This is a genomic window from Pseudogracilibacillus auburnensis (assembly GCF_003201975.1).
Taxonomy (GTDB): Bacteria; Bacillota; Bacilli; order Bacillales; family Amphibacillaceae; genus Pseudogracilibacillus; species Pseudogracilibacillus auburnensis.
Genome location: NZ_QJJQ01000004.1, coordinates 175,397 through 192,683, shown reverse-complemented (window position 1 = coordinate 192,683; position 17,287 = coordinate 175,397). Strand labels below are relative to the sequence as shown.

Genomic DNA, 17,287 nt, shown 5'->3' with positions numbered 1-17,287 from the left:
ATTTTCTGTCGTGTATTCTTCTATTCGTAAATTGCGCATCGCTTCAACAAAGGCGTCCATATCTTCGTAAAAGCGTTGGTCAATCACATCATCGACAATTCCGCCAACTTGCTTCGTAAAGCGATGAAGTTCTTGATAATCGTTAAATAATTGTTGGTACTTTTTCTCTTGGCTTGTATGGTGAAAAGAAATATACCCGTCACTATCATATTTTCGGATGAGTGACTCCACATCTTCCAAATTGTTGGTAAGCTTTCTTAAGCCATCAAACATGCCTCTTCCCCAACCATTGCCAATTAATGACCCGACCGACTGCTCCATTGTTCAATCAAAATGGTTTATTTTCAACTTCTGACTTTAAATTCAATAAAATGCGCTTTATAAGTTGTGATTCAATTATTCATTAAAAATAAATACCTTGAAAGGGTTAGCTAAAATGCCCTTATCAAGGTATAGATTCTCAGAATGTTCTATTACTGTTCATTATATAATTTTATTAACTCTCTTATAAAATCATCATACATTAAAAATGCTTCTAATATGTCTTATAGTTCTCACTATAACTTCGAAAAAATGATTTTAAGTTTTTAACATCCTTTATCACCTTAGTTAAATCCAATCACTGTCCACTCATCTACAATATCCCAAAAATTTAGGTTGTACCTAGGTAATGAACCATTTGACCATAATACCGCCTGGTCATCCCTACTATTATCAACATCTATCACAACAAACTTCCCTACACCGTTACTAAAGAACCCATATGATGTTTCAATATTAATCATTATTTCTTTATCTAAATCTTCAATAACGCTCCATTCGAATTCGTCTAAATAGGTAATATTTTCGATTGCATCTAATCCCATGCTTCTACTTGGGAAATAGTAAAATCCATCGTGAATTTCTTCATAAAATTGCCTTAGTTTTTTCGGGATCTTTTTCCAGTCCTTTTTTAGTTCGGTTTGTTCATCAAAATTTTTCTCTAAAGGGTTTCCGCCACAGTAAAATAAAACTGTATCAGTAGACGAACTCTGTAATGAATATAGTATAAAATGCTTGTTTGCAATCTTCATTAATTCAACATCTATTAAATATTCTTTAAAATATGATATCGTATTTCGCATTTCGAAGCCTAGAATTTCCTCCCAGTGATTGATTATCATTTGAATTCTTTCCTCATTACTATTCTCTGAAAAAAGTTTAATCCAATAGTCAGGAATAAATATTTCATTAATATTTTCTAATTCAACTAATTCAATCTGGATATTTTTATCTAGAGTATATTTATTTAAAAATTCTAGTTTTTCTTCATTCATCATATTTACTTCCTACCTTTCAATATATCATCAATCATTTGTTGCAACTGCACCTCTAAATTCTTCTCTATCTTTATCATCTTTTCTCTAAAGTTTGGATTAATTGGAATTCCTTCTTTTTTATATATAGTCCATTCCTCAAATGATTTTGGCCCTTTTGATGCATTTGCAGTCCTACTTAACCCTATAAAGTTTTCTTCGTAGTTAAGTATATACAATTGTTCCTCCCTTGTTAGCTTTTCAAATCCTTCCATTTTTGCTATTTTGTCCATTGAAACAATATGATCTGCTTCCAATCTTTTGGTAACTTCTTTACCAGGTATAGCGGGATCAGCCATAGGTAACTCAATTCCCTCATTTACCTTATTGCGCAATTCAGGAGTAGGTGTGTCTTTTCGTAATTCATCATATAAATCATCAGGAATTCTTCTATTACCATACCTTGCACCAGAAGGATTTTTAATATTAGAAACTTCTTCTATATTGCTACCAGCAGTACCACCATTTCCCGAAAACTTTACTATATTTTCACTTTTCCCCAGATGCACATGTCCACCACCAGCACCTTGCATGGCGACATTATCTTGTCGAAAGAGTAAACTCCCTGCCCATTCAGCAAATTCATTTGCCTTATCGTTTGCAGTCTTTATAACGAGTTTTACATCATCTATTTGAAGCTTTGCTTGGGTCTTCACAAATTCCTTCGCCTGATTCAGTCGCTTCAATCCTTCTGTTCTCGCTATGTCCACCGTATTTCCAATAGTGTTTTTAATCGAAGTGCCAAACTTCTTCGTTTGGATGCCGATGTCTGTTAGAGTATGAAGACGATTCACACGACCTGCTGTAACTAACTTCTTCGCACCGCCGACTCCCGGAATAATGTCAAGTGGCGCTAACAATCCGCGAGACCATCGTTCACCTGTTCCTAACTCTCTTCCGGAAACCCAATCTTTCCCAGAAACCGCAGATGTTATTTCTAATGTACCATAAATGACGCCGAGTGCAATACCCGCAGGCGGAAAAATGAGAGTTGCACCGACGATCACGACTAACGCGGCAAGCCCCGCCCAAAATTCTTTATTATACTGTTGATCTTTAATCGATTCATATTCAAAAGCATGGGTATTTAAGGCGGCTAGCTGGTAATCTTCCAAAGAAAACTCCTGATCTGGATTCATTTCCTTTACTTGTTTATACTCGAGCTTTATTTGATTCGCATAAAAATTATCGCCATCAAAGAGATCATTTAACGTGATTTCATCCTTTGGTAGTTCAACACTTCCACCTGGCGCATGATGCGTATGAATAATTGTCGTTGCATCAATACGGTTTTCTGTCGTGTATTCTTCTATTCGTAAATTGCGCATCGCTTCAACAAAGGCGTCCATATCTTCGTAAAAGCGTTGGTCAATCACATCATCGACAATACCGCCAACTTGCTTCGTAAAGCGATGAAGTTCTTGATAATCATTAAATAATTGTTGGTACTTTTTCTCTTGGCTTGTATGGTGAAAAGAAATATACCCATCACTATCATATTTTCGGATGAGTGACTCCACATCTTCCAAATTGTTGGTAAGCTTTCTTAAGTCATCAAACATGCCTCTTCCCCAACCATTGCCAATTAATGACCCGACCGACTGCTTCGCTTTTTCCCAATCCGACGTGATATAGTTAACATCCATTATATCATATCCAATCCTTCAAATATTTGCATTGCGATCGCTTCGTCCATTTCAATCATCTTATTTAATGTTTCAATTACTAAGGTGGATGCCCTACTATAATGAGTGTAAACTTCCATCGTTTTTTCATTTGCCTCTTGAAACACATCCATCGCTTTTTGTGCCTTCCCAGATGTGTAAAAGTGACAGCCCTTTAATTGCTCTACATTAGGCACAATCGTCGTTTCAAATTCATTTAAAATCGACTCTATCTGCTTGAAAATAAGGGTAATATCATCAACACTTATTTCAATTTTTGCCGCCCCTCCGCCACCATCAGCAATCATATGTGCTCTAGTCATTTACGCTTGCCTCCTTATATGGGAAATCCATTTGCTCGAATAATATTTTTAAAAACCAATATTGGCTTGCTCGGTAATAGCTATTTTCCATCGGATCGACCATAAATAATTGATCTCCTTTTGGAAAGACAAACCATTGCTCGTAGGCAATATTTAGTTGATAGAAGGGCTCTTCTGCTTCGATCCCGGAACTCTCTTGCGCTACACTTTTTTCACTAGTAGGAGTTGTTTTATCTTCGCCCCGGAAATTGAATCCTTGGCTTTCTCTCACTCTTTGTTCTTCCTGCAAGTGGAAGAATTCTAGATTCATAAAGTCATCACCAGGTTCAAACTGTACTAACTTTTCTTTCATTGCCGAGGAAACCTCTTTTTGTAAAAACTCTTTTTCATCTTCCTGCGGTTCCCTTAAAATGAATGGAAAACGGTCACTTAACAATGTTAGTACAAGTGCTTTTGAAATCATGTACAATCTGTAATAAGTACCATCTTCCATTTCCATTAACATAATAAGCTCGTCTTCGTCTTTTTCTTGAAAACCGAACATCATATTTTGGATGCGTACATATTTTTTACTGTTATAATATAGTTCCAATGCACGAACAGCGTAGAATCCACCTTTTGTCATCTTTCCTTCTGGGGTTAAAATTCCTTTTTTTATTAATTGATCATTTGCCTCTTTGAATATTTCATCTCCCATTAATTGATACGCTTTTTTATCGGGTAAGCCAAAAATCATTTCCCCGTCAAAGGCAGCTGCAAGTAAAAATAGTTCTGTTACATGGAAAGTTTCTTCAGTTTTCATCATAGGTTTCGTATCCTACTAACACGATTATCTTTGGAAAACTCATTTATATAACGTTCGAGATTATTTAAAGCTTGCGTTTGTAGTTGAACGGCGGAAGTTAAATCTTTATGATACCCTTCAATAATTTCGATATAAGAGAGAAAAGCGTCCCGACTTTTTCCCTTCCATGAAGATGATGCAACAGTAGATACTAATGTCCCACAATACATTTCCGTTCTTTTAATACTTGTTTCTATGTTGGAGGCAATTTGTTTTGCTTCTGCCAACTTTTTGCTATCAATGATTACGTCCACGTTCATACACTCCTTCGCTTCTTAATTTTTATTCCTTCTTCTTTCTCTTTCTCGCTCTTTTTCTTTTTCGTAATTTTGTGCTTCGGTAATGGCCAAATTTCGGTAATACTCATATCTTCCATAAGCACGATCGATTGCAATCTTTACATCTAATCTTTTTTCTTTGTCCGTATCAAAAACGTTGTTCAATTTTTCATTTATTTCGATCCGTTTTTCACTAAATTCACTTGATGGCACTTTTAAGGAGGATAGAAATGGCATGGAATAACGATAACTATCATATGTGCTTGCCGCGTCCTTTACTTTTCTGTCATGGTCTTCCAACACCTTTACTAGTTTCTGATGTAATGTATGATACTCATCTCTTTTCCTTTCTGCTTCGGTCTTTTTACCGAATATAAACTCTAATATATTCAATGTTTCACATCCTTTTACGATTGAAATAGTCATATATTTACAGACTAGTGCCTCTTAGTCTTCCAAAACCAGAAAACATATTTATGCATTTTCATCTAATTCAGCTCACAAATACTCATTTAATCCAAAATATAATATCTAGACAATCACATTTTTTATTAGCCTTTTCCAGTAATATGCTTAATCTGTTAAGTTTAAATTACAATACCATTTTTTTCATGTACTTTCATGAGGAATAGGGTTTGGTAAAGATGTATTAAAAAGGACGATAATGGAAAAATACCCCATAGTAAAATAGAATTAAACTTCACCTGAAATAGGACATCACCTAGTAAGATAAGGTCAGCACAAATATGTATTTCATGCCTTAATACTCACTCATCACTTAGATTTTTGCTGAAATAGAAAAGGGATGGCTATTAACATGTTGATAGCGGAACTATGTAAGAAAGCTATGTGTTTCAATATTTTTTTCTTTACCCTCTACCTTTAAGGAGAATAATGATCCAAAAATACGTTTGTTTTCATTTACTTTTACACACAAATGAGGCTATATCAGTTATAATAGAGAAAGAAAATGTTCATATTATGACTGAAGGAGATAGGACAATGAAGGTACAGACAATTAAAGTGGAACTCGCTGAAACCTTAAAAGCGAAGCCAAACGGAGCGCATTTAGACTTTGGAACAATTTTTACTGATCATATGTTTTTGATGGACTATAAGGAAGGTGAAGGTTGGTACGATCCACGCATTGTTCCATACCAATCGTTGACTCTTGATCCTGCTGCCATCATTTTTCATTACGGGCAAACTGTATTTGAAGGGCTTAAAGCATACATTACAGAAGGTGGAGAAGTACAATTATTTCGTCCAGAGAAAAACTTTGAGCGTCTAAATCATTCAAATGACCGACTTTGCATCCCACATATTGATGAACAATTTGCTCTAGAAGCATTGAAACAACTAGTGGAAATCGAAAAAGATTGGATTCCAACAGAGGAAGGGACATCTTTATATATCCGACCTTTCATTATTGCAACAGAACCATATCTTGGCGTCGCCCCATCCAAACAATATAAACTTATGATTATTTTATCGCCGGTCGGCGCTTATTATAAAGAAGGAATTAACCCAGTTAAAATTGCCGTTGAAAATCAATATGTTCGTGCTGTTTTAGGTGGTACAGGTGAGGCAAAAACTGCTGGAAACTATGCAGCGAGTTTAATGGCGCAAGAAGTCGTTAGTAAAGATGGTTTTGCGCAAGTTCTGTGGCTAGATGGTGTAGAGAAAAAGTATATTGAAGAAGTTGGAAGTATGAACGTCTTTTTCAAAATAAACGGGGAAATTATTACACCAGCATTGAACGGAAGTATTTTACAAGGTGTTACTCGGGATTCTGTCATCCAATTACTTAAACATTGGGGCTTACCGGTTGTTGAACGGAGAATTGCTATGGCAGAAATTGCAGAAGCATATGAAAGTGGAACATTAGAAGAAGCATTCGGTACAGGAACAGCAGCCGTCATTTCTCCAATCGGACAATTAACTTGGGAAGAAAAAGATTTAATCATAAATGATGGAAAAACTGGTGAGATTTCTAAAAAATTATATGATACATTAACAGGAATACAGTATGGAAAAGTGGAAGATCCATTTGGCTGGACCGTTAAAGTTGGAAGTAATTAAGTAAACTGCCACTATCGGCAGTTTTTTCATTTTCAAAAATAATTGAGCCAGTTGGTCGGAAAGTTTGAACGAAGTGCGGAAAGTTTGAACGAAGTGCGGAAAGTTTGAACGAAGTGCGGAAAGTTTGAACGAAGTGCGGAAAGTTTGAACGAAGTGCGGAAAAAGCCACTATCCTTTCAGATAGTGGCTATTTACTATTAGACAATGGAAGCTAGGACTGCTTTCTGAGCATGGAGTCGATTTTCTGCCTGATCGAAAACGACAGAATTGGCACCATCAATGACTTCTGCGGCAACTTCTTCTCCACGGATGGCAGGGAGACAATGCATAAATAAATAATCATCTTTTGCTCCTGCAACGAGTGCTTCGTTGACTTGATAGTCAGCAAAGAGTTTAAGGCGTTCTTCTTTATCGCCTTCCCAGCCCATACTTGCCCAAACGTCTGTATAAATAATATCGACACCTTTTACCGCTTCATGTGGATCGTACGTTTGCACAACAGATGAACCAGATAATTTCGCTTTTTCCTGCGCTTGTTTTAACACACTCTGTTTTACTTCATTTCCTTCAGGTACTGCAATATAACAGTCGATGCCCATGATCGCACAACCCATTAATAATGACTGGGACATATTGTTTCCATCTCCGACAAAGGCAAATTTCAATCCGTCAAACGACCCTTTTTTCTCATATATCGTCATTAAATCTGCAAGCACTTGACACGGGTGGGCGTCGTCTGTTAATCCGTTAATAACTGGAACAGTCGCATTTTCTGCCATTTCTACAACAATATCATGGCCAAATGTCCGAATCATGATCGCATCCACATAACGGGATAATACTTTTGCTGTATCGGCAATTGTTTCTCCATTTCCTAATTGCATATCACTTGAACTAAGGAACTGTGCCGCACCACCAAGCTGGAACATGCCTGTTTCAAAAGAGACACGTGTCCGCGTAGAAGATTTTTCAAAAATCATCGCCAACGTTTTCCCTTCTAAATAACGGTGTGGCTCCCCTAGTTTTTGCATGTTTTTTAATTTGATTGCAAATTCAATTAAATCCATTAATTCTTCTTTCGTAAAATCACCTATACGTAAAAAGTCTTTTCCTTGTAGTTTATTTTTCATCTGTTGTACCACTGTGGGGTGATTCATTGTAACACCACTTCCTTCTCGTATGCTAGTTCTAACTGTTGAATGGCGATAACTTCTAATGGTTCTTTTGTCATCATTGAAAATGCGCGTACCGTCTCTTCAGCAGTCATAACGATTAAATTAAATTCCAATGCTCTTTCACGTTCATCACTAGTTGCCTCAGCACTATAGATAGCAAATGCATGATCCGATTTCATCCACTCTTCCAGTCGTTCAAACGCTACATTCTTACCGAAATCGTCCACATATTTCGTCTTAATCCCAAGCTGTGCTAAACGTTCTTGCACTTGGAGAAAGTTCGTATTATTTGTAGCGATATAGATTTCTTTCTCCTTTTTTTCATAAGCATTTTTCAACTGTTCATTCCATAAGAATGCTTTTTTGAAACTACCCGACAATGTTTTGGACATAGCGATTAATTCACCAGTTGATTTCATTTCAGGCACTAAGATTGGGTCGACACCAGGTAATTTTGCTGTTGAGAATACCGGCGCTTTTACTGTATAAAAATCATTTTCAGGTAACAGTTTTACATTTCCACATAACGAACTCAATGATTTACCAAGCAATGTTCCTGTAGCAAGTTCAATCATATTTACACCAGCAACTTTACTAATAACTGGCACGGTTCTTGATGCACGTGGATTTACTTCAAGCACATACAACGTATCATTGTAAATAACGAACTGAATATTAAATATCCCTTTAAAGTCAATTCCTTTTGCAACACGTTCTGCATAGTCGACAATTTGTTTTTTCACCGCTTTATCCAATGAAATTGGTGGTGTAACTGCCATACTGTCGCCTGAGTGAACACCAGCTTTTTCAATATGTTCAAAAATAGCTGGTATGAAAATATTTTTTCCATCTGTAACGACATCAACTTCCACTTCTTTTCCTGGGTAATAAGCATCGATTAAAATTGGATAAGATGATGTGGCATTTAAATTATTTGCTATATATTTTTCTAAACGTTTTTCCGATTCAATAATTTCCATTCCTTTTCCGCCGATGACATAGGAAGGTCTAATTAATAAAGGAAAACCAATTTTTTCTGATTTCGCTTTTAAATCAGCTTCAGATGTTGCAATTAAACCTGGAATATGAGGAACAGCAATTTTTTGTAAATATTGATAAAAACGATCACGATCTTCTAATGTGTCAATTGTATCCATATTTGATCCAAGTAACTTCACTCCAGCTACTTCGAGTTCTTTCACTAAGTTAATCGCTGTCTGCCCACCAAACTGAACAATTGCTTGATCGATTTGCTCATATTTCATTACATGTAAAACATCCTCAGCAGTAATTGGTTCAAAATACAATTTATCTGCAAGTTCATAATCCGTACTTACTGTTGCAGGATTATTATTAATTAAAATGGTTTCATAGCCATATTTTTGTAATGATTTAATTCCTTGTACAGAACAATAATCAAATTCAACTCCTTGACCAATCCGAATTGGTCCAGAGCCAATCATTAATACTTTTTCCTTCTTCTCTTTCATTGTTACGGATTGTTTGTGCGCATTCCAAGTTGCATAATAATATCCAGCTTGGTCTTCGTTTGATTCTGAAAATGCATCAATCATTTCATATATCGGAAAAACATTGAATTCATGCTGTTTTTCTTGTACATCCTGTATGGAGCAATTCCACGTTTTGGCAAGCCAACTATCCGTAAAACCTGCTTGCTTTAAAGCAACCATTTGTTTAATCGTCACACAATCAATTGTGCTTTGTTTCGCTTCTAATTCTAATTTTACGAGTGATGCCATCTCTGATAAGAAAAACGTGTCAATTTTCGTAGCCTTTTGAAGTGTTTCAAGATCAACACCACGTCGCATCAATTCAAGTAATGCAAAGAAACGACGATCATCCGTGTGATCAACTAATTTTTTCAGTTGGGTAGTATCCATCGTCTGTAAATAAATCAGCGACAGCCCATCCACTTCTAGTTCAAGTGAACGTACTGCTTTTTGTAGTCCTGCTGCAACTGTTTTTTCAATCGCCATTACTTCCCCTGTTGCTTTCATTTGAGTGCCAAGACTACGGTCGGCGGTCGTTAACTTTTCAAATGGCCAGCAAGGGAATTTAACAACGACATAATCTAATGTCGGTTCAAAGGTTGCTAATGTTTCATTTGCTTTGTCATAATTTATTTCTGACAATGTGTAGCCAAGGCTTAATTTTGTTGCTATTTTAGCAATTGGATACCCTGTTGCCTTTGATGCTAATGCACTTGAGCGACTTACTCGCGGATTTACTTCAATGATAATATATTCCTTCGTTTGTGGTTCAAATGCTAGTTGAACATTACAAGCACCGATAATGCCTAGCTCTTTTACTATTTTCAAAGAGGCTTTACGAAGCATCTCAAGTTCATTTGGTGATAATGTTTGTACTGGTGCAACGACAATCGAATCTCCTGTATGAACTCCAACCGGATCGATATTTTCCATATGGCAAACAACAACAGCCGTATTAGCCTTATCACGAATCACTTCAAACTCAATTTCTTTCCAACCAGCGATGCTTTTTTCAATTAAACATTGACTAATTGGACTTGCCCGAAGTCCACGAGTAACAAACTTGATAAAATCATTTTCATCCGTTGCAATCCCACCGCCTGAACCACCTAACGTGTAGGCAGGTCTTACGATAATTGGAAATCCTACTTCTTTACTAAAGATAAGGGCATCTTCTAGTTTGTCAACAATAGCACTTTCAGGGATTGGTTCCTCAATTTTTTTCATTAGATTTCTAAATTTATTTCGGTCTTCCCCTTGCATAATTGAATCGATTGGAGTACCTAACACGGTTAAGTTATATTTTTCTATTATTTGTTGCTCTTGTAAGTCAAAAGCCAAATTCAAACCTGTTTGGCCACTTACTGTTGCCAATATTCCATCTGGCTGTTCTTTTTTGATTATTTTCTCGATGTTTTGAACAGTTAATGGTTCAAAATATACTTTATCTGCTACATTCTCATCAGTCATAATCGTAGCAGGATTATTGTTAATTAAAATAACTGCACAGCCTTCTTCTTTTAAGGTCAAACATGCTTGCGTTCCTGCATAGTCAAACTCAGCTGCTTGCCCAATGACAATTGGACCTGATCCAATTACTAACACCTTTTTTATTTGCTTATCCTTGGGCATCCAAGTTGCCTCCTCAATTATTAAAACTCATTTATTTCAGGCGAAAGATTATTTCACCTCTTCTAATGTTTCCTTTATCAGTGAAATAACTTGATCCATTTCTTCTGTCGTCGTCGTTAGTGGTGGTAAAAGTCGGATAACATTTTGCCCAGCATTAAGTACGAGTACACCTTTTTCCATTAATAGTGGAACGTATGATCCTGCATTTTCCTGACATTCGATTCCAACCATCAATCCTTTTTGACGGATTTCTTTGACGGTCGGGAGAGGTTTTATTTCACTTTCTAATTTCGATCGTAAATAATCTGCCTTTATAGCAATTTCTTGTAAAAATGAATCATTAAAAACGACTCTTAAAACTGCTTTTGCTGCTGCCATTGCAAGTGGATTTCCTCCAAACGTTGAACCATGCGTTCCTGGGCCGAAATCAGCTGCATATTCTTTTTTAGCAACCATGGCTCCAACAGGAAGGCCGTTCCCTAAACCTTTGGCAAGCGTAAAAATATCTGGTTCCAATCCATAATGTTCAAACCCGAATTTTTTCCCCGTTCGCCCGATTCCTGTTTGAATTTCATCAACGATTAATAAAATATTTTGGTCTTTACATAACTGTTGGACATCCACAATGAAATCTTCATTCGCCGGAATAACTCCGCCTTCTCCTTGCACTACTTCTAACATGATGGCAGCTGTTTTTCCATCGATTGCTTTTTTAACGGATTCAATATCGTTAAATGTCGCATACGTAAAAGACTCTAACATTGGCCCAAAGCCAGTTTTCACTTTTTCTTGACCAGTTGCAGCCATCGTTGCAAAAGTACGACCGTGAAATGATTGATTAAATGTAATAATCTTATCTTTCCCAGTTACTTTTCGAGCAAGTTTAATTGCTGCCTCATTCGCTTCGGCCCCACTATTACAAAAAAACACATTGTCACAAGCGCTATTTTCCGTAATGACCTTAGCAACATCTTCTTGAATTGGATTCTTATATAAATTAGACACATGCCAATATTTATTCAGTTGTTCTTCTATTGCTTTTTGCACTTCGGGATGGCGGTGGCCTAAATTACACACACCGATTCCGGTTCCAAAATCAATATATTTCTTACCACTTACATCTTCCACAATCGTTCCAGATGCAGTCTTTACAGATAAATCAAAACGATTGTATGTTGGAAATAATGCCATGTCTAAACATCTCCTGTTTTTATTTTTAAGAAGATCTTTTTACGCCTTGATCTTCATTTTCTTTGTAATCGTTGTTCCAGCAAGTGTTGTCGTATTTTTAAGTTCGGATTGTTTTCCATTCACAATCATCACTTTTTCAATATTACTCGTTAAACCTTTCATCGCCGCTTTCACTTTAGGGATCATCCCTCCAAAGATCGTACCATCAGCTATGAATGCTTCTATTTCCTCTGTCGTTACTTCCTCCAGCAATGTACCGTCTTGCAAAATTCCTGGAACATCTGTCACAAATAATAATTGTTTTGCACCTAAAGCAGAGGCAACAGCACCTGCCGCCGTATCTGCATTAACATTGTATCTGTTTAAATCTGTTCCGATAGCAACTGGTGATATAACTGGAACAATATTACGTGCTAGCAACTCATAGATGAAATCGACATTGATATTACTTACTTCACCGACAAGACCATACCGTTCATAATCAATTGGGGTTGCTTGTAATAAATTCATATCGGAGCCTGAAATACCAATTGCTTTTATTCCCGCTTCATTCACACGTCGTGACAATGCTGGATTCACATTCCCTGATAAAACCATTTCTACGATATCCATCATTTGTTCGGTCGTTCTCCGCAGTCCATCAACAAACTCAAATTCGATCGCTAATGTTTCTAGCATTTCTTTAATCGCTGGTCCTCCACCATGGACAATGACAGGCTTCATACCAGCCTTTTGTAATGCTTTTAAATTATCGAAAAAATCATCCGATAAATCATTGACAGAACTTCCACCACACTTTAAAACGATAATTTCTTCCACGAATATACTCCTTTCACGAGCGGTAACTTGCATTAATTCTTACGTAATCATACGTAAGATCACAACCCCAAGCTTTCCCTATTCCTTCGTCCATATTTAAATGAACGTTTATCTCAATCGTCTCATTTTGTAAATAGTTCGTTGCTTCCTCTTCTGAAAATCCTGTTGGCTGACTGTTTTTTAATAAAGTCATAGGTCCGATAGCCATATCAATCGTTTCAGGATTAACATCAGCTCCGCTATAACCGATCGCCGCTATAATTCTGCCCCAATTAGCATCTGTTCCAAAGACGGCCGTTTTTACCAATGAAGAGCCTACGATGGATTTTGCTACCTTTTGGGCATCTTCATTTGAAGCAGCTCCTTTTACTTCTACTTCAATTAACTTCGTTGCTCCTTCTCCGTCTCTAGCAATTTGTTTCGCTAAATCTTCACATGTTTTTGTTAAAAGTTCGATAAATGCTGCCCAATCTTGATGATTAGGGGTTAATGGTTCATTTCCCGCTAGGTCACTTGCTAACACAATGACCATATCGTTCGTTGAAGTATCCCCGTCAACTGTTATGCAATTAAAGGTTTGGTCAACTACTTCCTTTAAAGCTGTCTGTAAAACGTCTGATTCAATATTGACGTCTGTCGTAATAAAACCGAGCATCGTCCCCATATTTGGCTCTATCATTCCAGACCCTTTTGCCACACCTGCCATACTTACTTTTTTTCCATCAATTTCTGCTTCAAAGCAAGTTGCTTTCGAAAAAGTATCAGTCGTTAAAATCGATTCCCCAAACTGTGCAGCATGTGTATCCGATACTCCTACTTCTAATTTCTCAATGTGGGGAACGATTTTATCCATCGGCATTTCAAGACCGATAATTCCAGTAGAGGCGACTGCAATATAATGTTCAGGGACTTGGAACTTTTCAGCTGTTACATTTCGCATCGTATACGCATCTTTTCGTCCTTGTTCCCCTGTACAAGCGTTCGCATTTCCACTGTTGATGATGACTGCTTGAATTTTATTTTCCTGTTCGATACTTTCTTTCGTTACATGAATTGGAGCAGCTTGAATTTTGTTTAATGTATATACTGCCGCTACATTTGCAGGTTTCTCACAATATAAAACACCTAAATCATTTCGTTTTCTTTTTACTCCTGAATGGAGTCCTGCTACTTGAAACCCTTTAGGAGTGACGATTGACCCTTGATCAATCTGTTTTACGTTTATTTTTTCAATCATGATGATTCCCCTTTATGGAAATACCGGCATAAAGTCAATTCCTGTCTTCTCATCAATGCCGAGCATTTTATTCATATTTTGTACCGCTTGACCTGAAGCCCCTTTTACAAGATTGTCGATAACCGAGACGACTGTAATTCGATTTGTGCGCTCATCATAAGCTAGTGAAATATCACAAAAGTTCGATCCGTACACTTCTTTTGTACTTGGAAATTCTCCCTCTTTTCGAATTCGTACAAAATACTTATCGTGATAACTTTCTTTAAATAGATCTAACAGTTCTTTCGTCGATGTTTTTTCGGTCGCTGTTGCATACATCGTTGCCATAATCCCCCTCGTCATTGGGGCCAAATGTGTCGTAAATGTGATGGCACCTGTTTGACTATTCCAAACCTGTAACATTTGCTCGATTTCTGGTGTATGTTGGTGCTGATTCACTTTATATATTTTAAAATTATCATTTGTTTCAGCAAAGTGTGTAGCTGCAGAGAAACCTTTTCCTGCGCCACTTACTCCTGTTTTAGCGTCAACTATAATTGTATTTTCGTCTACTTTTTGATTCATTACGAGCGGTGCTAACCCTAAAAGTACTGATGTAGGATAACATCCGGGGTTTGCTATTAGATTGGCTTCGGATAAATCCACATCGATCCATTCGGTTAGTCCATACACCGCGTTATTAAGTAATTTTTCATCAGCCGCATCGATTCCGTACCATTTTTTATATATTTCACGATCGTTCATGCGAAAATCTCCTGATAAATCAATTACCTTTACACCTTCAGCTAACAATGCGGGAGCAAGCTCTTTTGCCACCCCTGATGGTGTTGCAGTGAAAACAAGATCAACTTCCGCAGCGATTTTTTGAAGATCGACAGATTGTAATTGATCATGTACGATCGTTTGCATATGCGGAAAACTGTTTGACAATGGTTCTCCTTGCGAACTGGATGCATGAACAGAGTGAATGGATACACGCGGATGTCGGTGCAAAATTCGTACTAATTCTGCTCCTCCATAACCAGTTGCTCCTATAATTGCTACTTTCATTATTCATCCACTCCTGTTTAGTAATAAATTCTATTATAAACTGTATAAAAATAAAATCAATAGTATATTTATAAATTTTTAAAAAAGTTTTAAACAATTAACTCATGATGAATTAAGACTATTCATTCATACATGATGATTATTTTATACATATAATATGCATAGACATGAATAAAGTTATGGTTTTATTTCTTTATTATTATGAAATGAATTATGGTACATTTAATAAAGGAGTAAAATATTGTATAAAGGGTGAATACAATTGAAACGTACTCAATTTTATTTCTATTCAGAAGACGATGTGAAAATAAATGCCTATTGTTGGGAACCGGAAGAAAAGATGGAATTACGAGGTGTGATTCAAATTGCACATGGAATGGCCGAGCATATATTGCGGTATGAAGATTTTTGTGCCTTTATGGTGGACAATGGTTTTATCGTGTATGGAAATGATCATCGTGGGCACGGTAATTCAATTACAGCCCCCGATGATAAAGGTTTTTTTGCGGAAAGTAATGGCTTTGAACGAGTTGTTTCAGATATGAACCAGTTATCGGCTATGATTAAAAAGGATTATCGTCATCTGCCATTGATTATTTTAGGTCATAGTATGGGATCGTTTTTAACGAGAAGATATGTTCAAGTGTATCCCAATGATGTAAATGGCATTATTTTATCCGGTACAGGTGGAGATAAAGGAATGCTTGGCAAAATTGGCCTTCGCCTTGCAAAATGGGATCGCAGAAGAAAAGGTCCACGAACACCGAGCCCACTAATGGATAAATTAACGTTTGGCAATTATAATAAAAAGTTTGCACCGGCTAGAACGAAATTTGATTTTTTAAGTCGAGATCACGCTGTTGTAGATGAGTATATAGCAGACGATAAATGTGGATTTGTCTGTACGACGGGTCTATTTATTGATTTAATAAGCGGTATGGAAACGATCCACCGGGATTCAGAAGTTAAAAAAACACCCAGTGATTTACCCATTTTTCTTATTGCTGGTGATATGGATCCAGTTGGGGATGATGGAAAAGGCGTACAAGAAGTATATGACCAATATATTCAACATGGAATTGACAATATTTCTTTCAAACTTTATGAAAATGCCCGCCACGAAGTTTTAAACGAAGTCAATAAAGAGGAAGTGTATCAAGACATTTTACGTTGGATAAAAGCAATAGAGAAAGGAGATAAATAAATGGCAAATCCGACAATTTATAAAATCATCAGTGGCTCTCGAGATAAAATGAGTAAATCACAACATAAAATTGCAGATTATATTTTGGAAAACCCTCATTCCATCCCATTTATTACCGGTGCGAAATTAGCGAAAATGACTGGAGTGAGTGAAGCAACTGTCGTCCGTTTTGCAACATTTTTAGGCTATTCGGGTTATAACGATTTACAAAAACAATTAGCATCTTCCATTGAAAAGCAATTGAACACCGTCGAGCGACTCAACATGTCTCATTCTTTTTACAGTGAAACAGAAAAAGCTATTTATGATAATTTCAATGAAGATATTAAAAACATCCAAACGACGATGCAACATTTAAATGTAGAAGATTTTGAACGAGCAGCCAATTATATTTTAGATGCGGAAAGAATATATATTATTGCCAATCGAAGCGCGCTTTCTTTAGGGACATTTTTACAATATTATTTTAATATTATTTTTGGAAAAAGTGAATTAGTGCACACGACAGAAGCAGCATTCGATCAAATTCATCATGTAAATGAGAATGATGTCGTGATCGGTATTAGTTATGCACGTTACACAAAAAGTACACTTGATGTCGTTTCTTATGCAGCTGAGAAAAAGGCAACAATTATTGCACTAACCGACCATTTCTCCTCCCCAATAACCGCTTATGCTAATATTGCACTTTTTGCATCAAGTAATATGAAATCATTTTTAGACTCTTTCGTCGCACCTCTTAGTGTCATCAATACGTTAATTGCATATATAGGAAATGTAGAGCGAATCAATATGAAAGAAAGATTGGAGAATTTTGAACAATTATGGGATCGATATGACGTATTTTATAAAAACAATGAGGAAAACTAAGATTTTATGAAATCAATAATTCATTTTAAAAACAATTATGAAATAAATGTTG

At 36.5% G+C, this 17,287-nt stretch carries 15 protein-coding genes and 1 pseudogene; 3 read left to right on the top strand and 13 right to left on the bottom strand.

The window, feature by feature from the left end:
* The 7 genes and pseudogenes from DFR56_RS22880 to DFR56_RS07595 all read right to left on the bottom strand — a co-directional run.
* Window positions 1-273, bottom strand: a pseudogene (locus DFR56_RS22880) (glycohydrolase toxin TNT-related protein); the annotation flags it as partial.
* A 332-nt stretch (window positions 274-605) separates the two neighbouring features.
* Window positions 606-1,316: an SMI1/KNR4 family protein gene (locus DFR56_RS07620; RefSeq protein WP_211320616.1), complete on the bottom strand. Its 711-nt coding sequence runs from the start codon at window positions 1,314-1,316 to the stop codon at window positions 606-608.
* A gap of 5 nt (window positions 1,317-1,321) precedes the next feature.
* Entirely contained in the window at window positions 1,322-3,001 is a 1,680-nt protein-coding gene (locus DFR56_RS23450) for a hypothetical protein (RefSeq protein ID WP_244916457.1), read from the bottom strand.
* The gene (locus tag DFR56_RS07610) at window positions 3,001-3,342 is read right to left on the bottom strand and encodes a hypothetical protein (RefSeq protein ID WP_110394847.1); all 342 of its coding nucleotides are present in this window, start codon (window positions 3,340-3,342) and stop codon (window positions 3,001-3,003) included. The genes DFR56_RS23450 and DFR56_RS07610 overlap by 1 nt, the downstream gene beginning before the upstream one ends.
* On the bottom strand, window positions 3,335-4,147 hold the full coding sequence (locus DFR56_RS07605; protein WP_110394846.1) for a DUF5081 family protein: 813 nt from the start codon (window positions 4,145-4,147) through the stop codon (window positions 3,335-3,337). The genes DFR56_RS07610 and DFR56_RS07605 overlap by 8 nt, the downstream gene beginning before the upstream one ends.
* On the bottom strand, window positions 4,144-4,440 hold the full coding sequence (locus DFR56_RS07600) for a hypothetical protein (RefSeq protein WP_244916456.1): 297 nt from the start codon (window positions 4,438-4,440) through the stop codon (window positions 4,144-4,146). Before DFR56_RS07600 ends, DFR56_RS07605 begins: the two co-directional genes overlap by 4 nt.
* A 21-nt stretch (window positions 4,441-4,461) precedes the next feature.
* Window positions 4,462-4,857: a chorismate synthase gene (locus DFR56_RS07595; protein WP_146214265.1), complete on the bottom strand. Its 396-nt coding sequence runs from the start codon at window positions 4,855-4,857 to the stop codon at window positions 4,462-4,464.
* Window positions 4,858-5,466: 609 nt separating this feature from the next.
* Between DFR56_RS07595 and DFR56_RS07590 the strand changes: the two genes are divergently transcribed.
* Window positions 5,467-6,546: a branched-chain amino acid aminotransferase gene (locus DFR56_RS07590; RefSeq protein WP_110394957.1), complete on the top strand. Its 1,080-nt coding sequence runs from the start codon at window positions 5,467-5,469 to the stop codon at window positions 6,544-6,546.
* Between the two features lie 197 nt (window positions 6,547-6,743).
* Here DFR56_RS07590 and argF read toward each other — a convergent pair whose 3' ends face one another.
* From argF to argC, 6 genes are read right to left on the bottom strand one after another with little or no spacing between them, the layout of a single operon-like run.
* Entirely contained in the window at window positions 6,744-7,676 is a 933-nt protein-coding gene (argF, locus tag DFR56_RS07585) for an ornithine carbamoyltransferase (RefSeq protein WP_244916455.1), read from the bottom strand.
* A 23-nt stretch (window positions 7,677-7,699) separates the two neighbouring features.
* On the bottom strand, window positions 7,700-10,864 hold the full coding sequence (locus DFR56_RS07580) for a carbamoyl-phosphate synthase (glutamine-hydrolyzing) large subunit (protein ID WP_110394842.1): 3,165 nt from the start codon (window positions 10,862-10,864) through the stop codon (window positions 7,700-7,702).
* A gap of 48 nt (window positions 10,865-10,912) precedes the next feature.
* Entirely contained in the window at window positions 10,913-12,055 is a 1,143-nt protein-coding gene (locus tag DFR56_RS07575) for an acetylornithine transaminase (protein ID WP_110394841.1), read from the bottom strand.
* 39 nt (window positions 12,056-12,094) lie between these two features.
* Window positions 12,095-12,874, bottom strand: a complete 780-nt coding sequence (argB, locus tag DFR56_RS07570) for an acetylglutamate kinase (protein WP_110394840.1) — start codon at window positions 12,872-12,874, stop codon at window positions 12,095-12,097.
* Window positions 12,875-12,887: 13 nt separating this feature from the next.
* Window positions 12,888-14,111: a bifunctional ornithine acetyltransferase/N-acetylglutamate synthase gene (gene argJ / locus DFR56_RS07565; protein ID WP_110394839.1), complete on the bottom strand. Its 1,224-nt coding sequence runs from the start codon at window positions 14,109-14,111 to the stop codon at window positions 12,888-12,890.
* Between the two features lie 12 nt (window positions 14,112-14,123).
* Entirely contained in the window at window positions 14,124-15,161 is a 1,038-nt protein-coding gene (gene argC, locus DFR56_RS07560; RefSeq protein WP_110394838.1) for an N-acetyl-gamma-glutamyl-phosphate reductase, read from the bottom strand.
* A gap of 262 nt (window positions 15,162-15,423) precedes the next feature.
* On the opposite strand from argC, the gene DFR56_RS07555 reads away from it, so the two are divergent.
* The gene (locus DFR56_RS07555; protein ID WP_110394837.1) at window positions 15,424-16,365 is read left to right on the top strand and encodes an alpha/beta hydrolase; all 942 of its coding nucleotides are present in this window, start codon (window positions 15,424-15,426) and stop codon (window positions 16,363-16,365) included.
* Entirely contained in the window at window positions 16,366-17,235 is an 870-nt protein-coding gene (locus DFR56_RS07550; protein ID WP_110394836.1) for a MurR/RpiR family transcriptional regulator, read from the top strand.
* The last annotated feature ends 52 nt before the right edge of the window (window positions 17,236-17,287 follow it).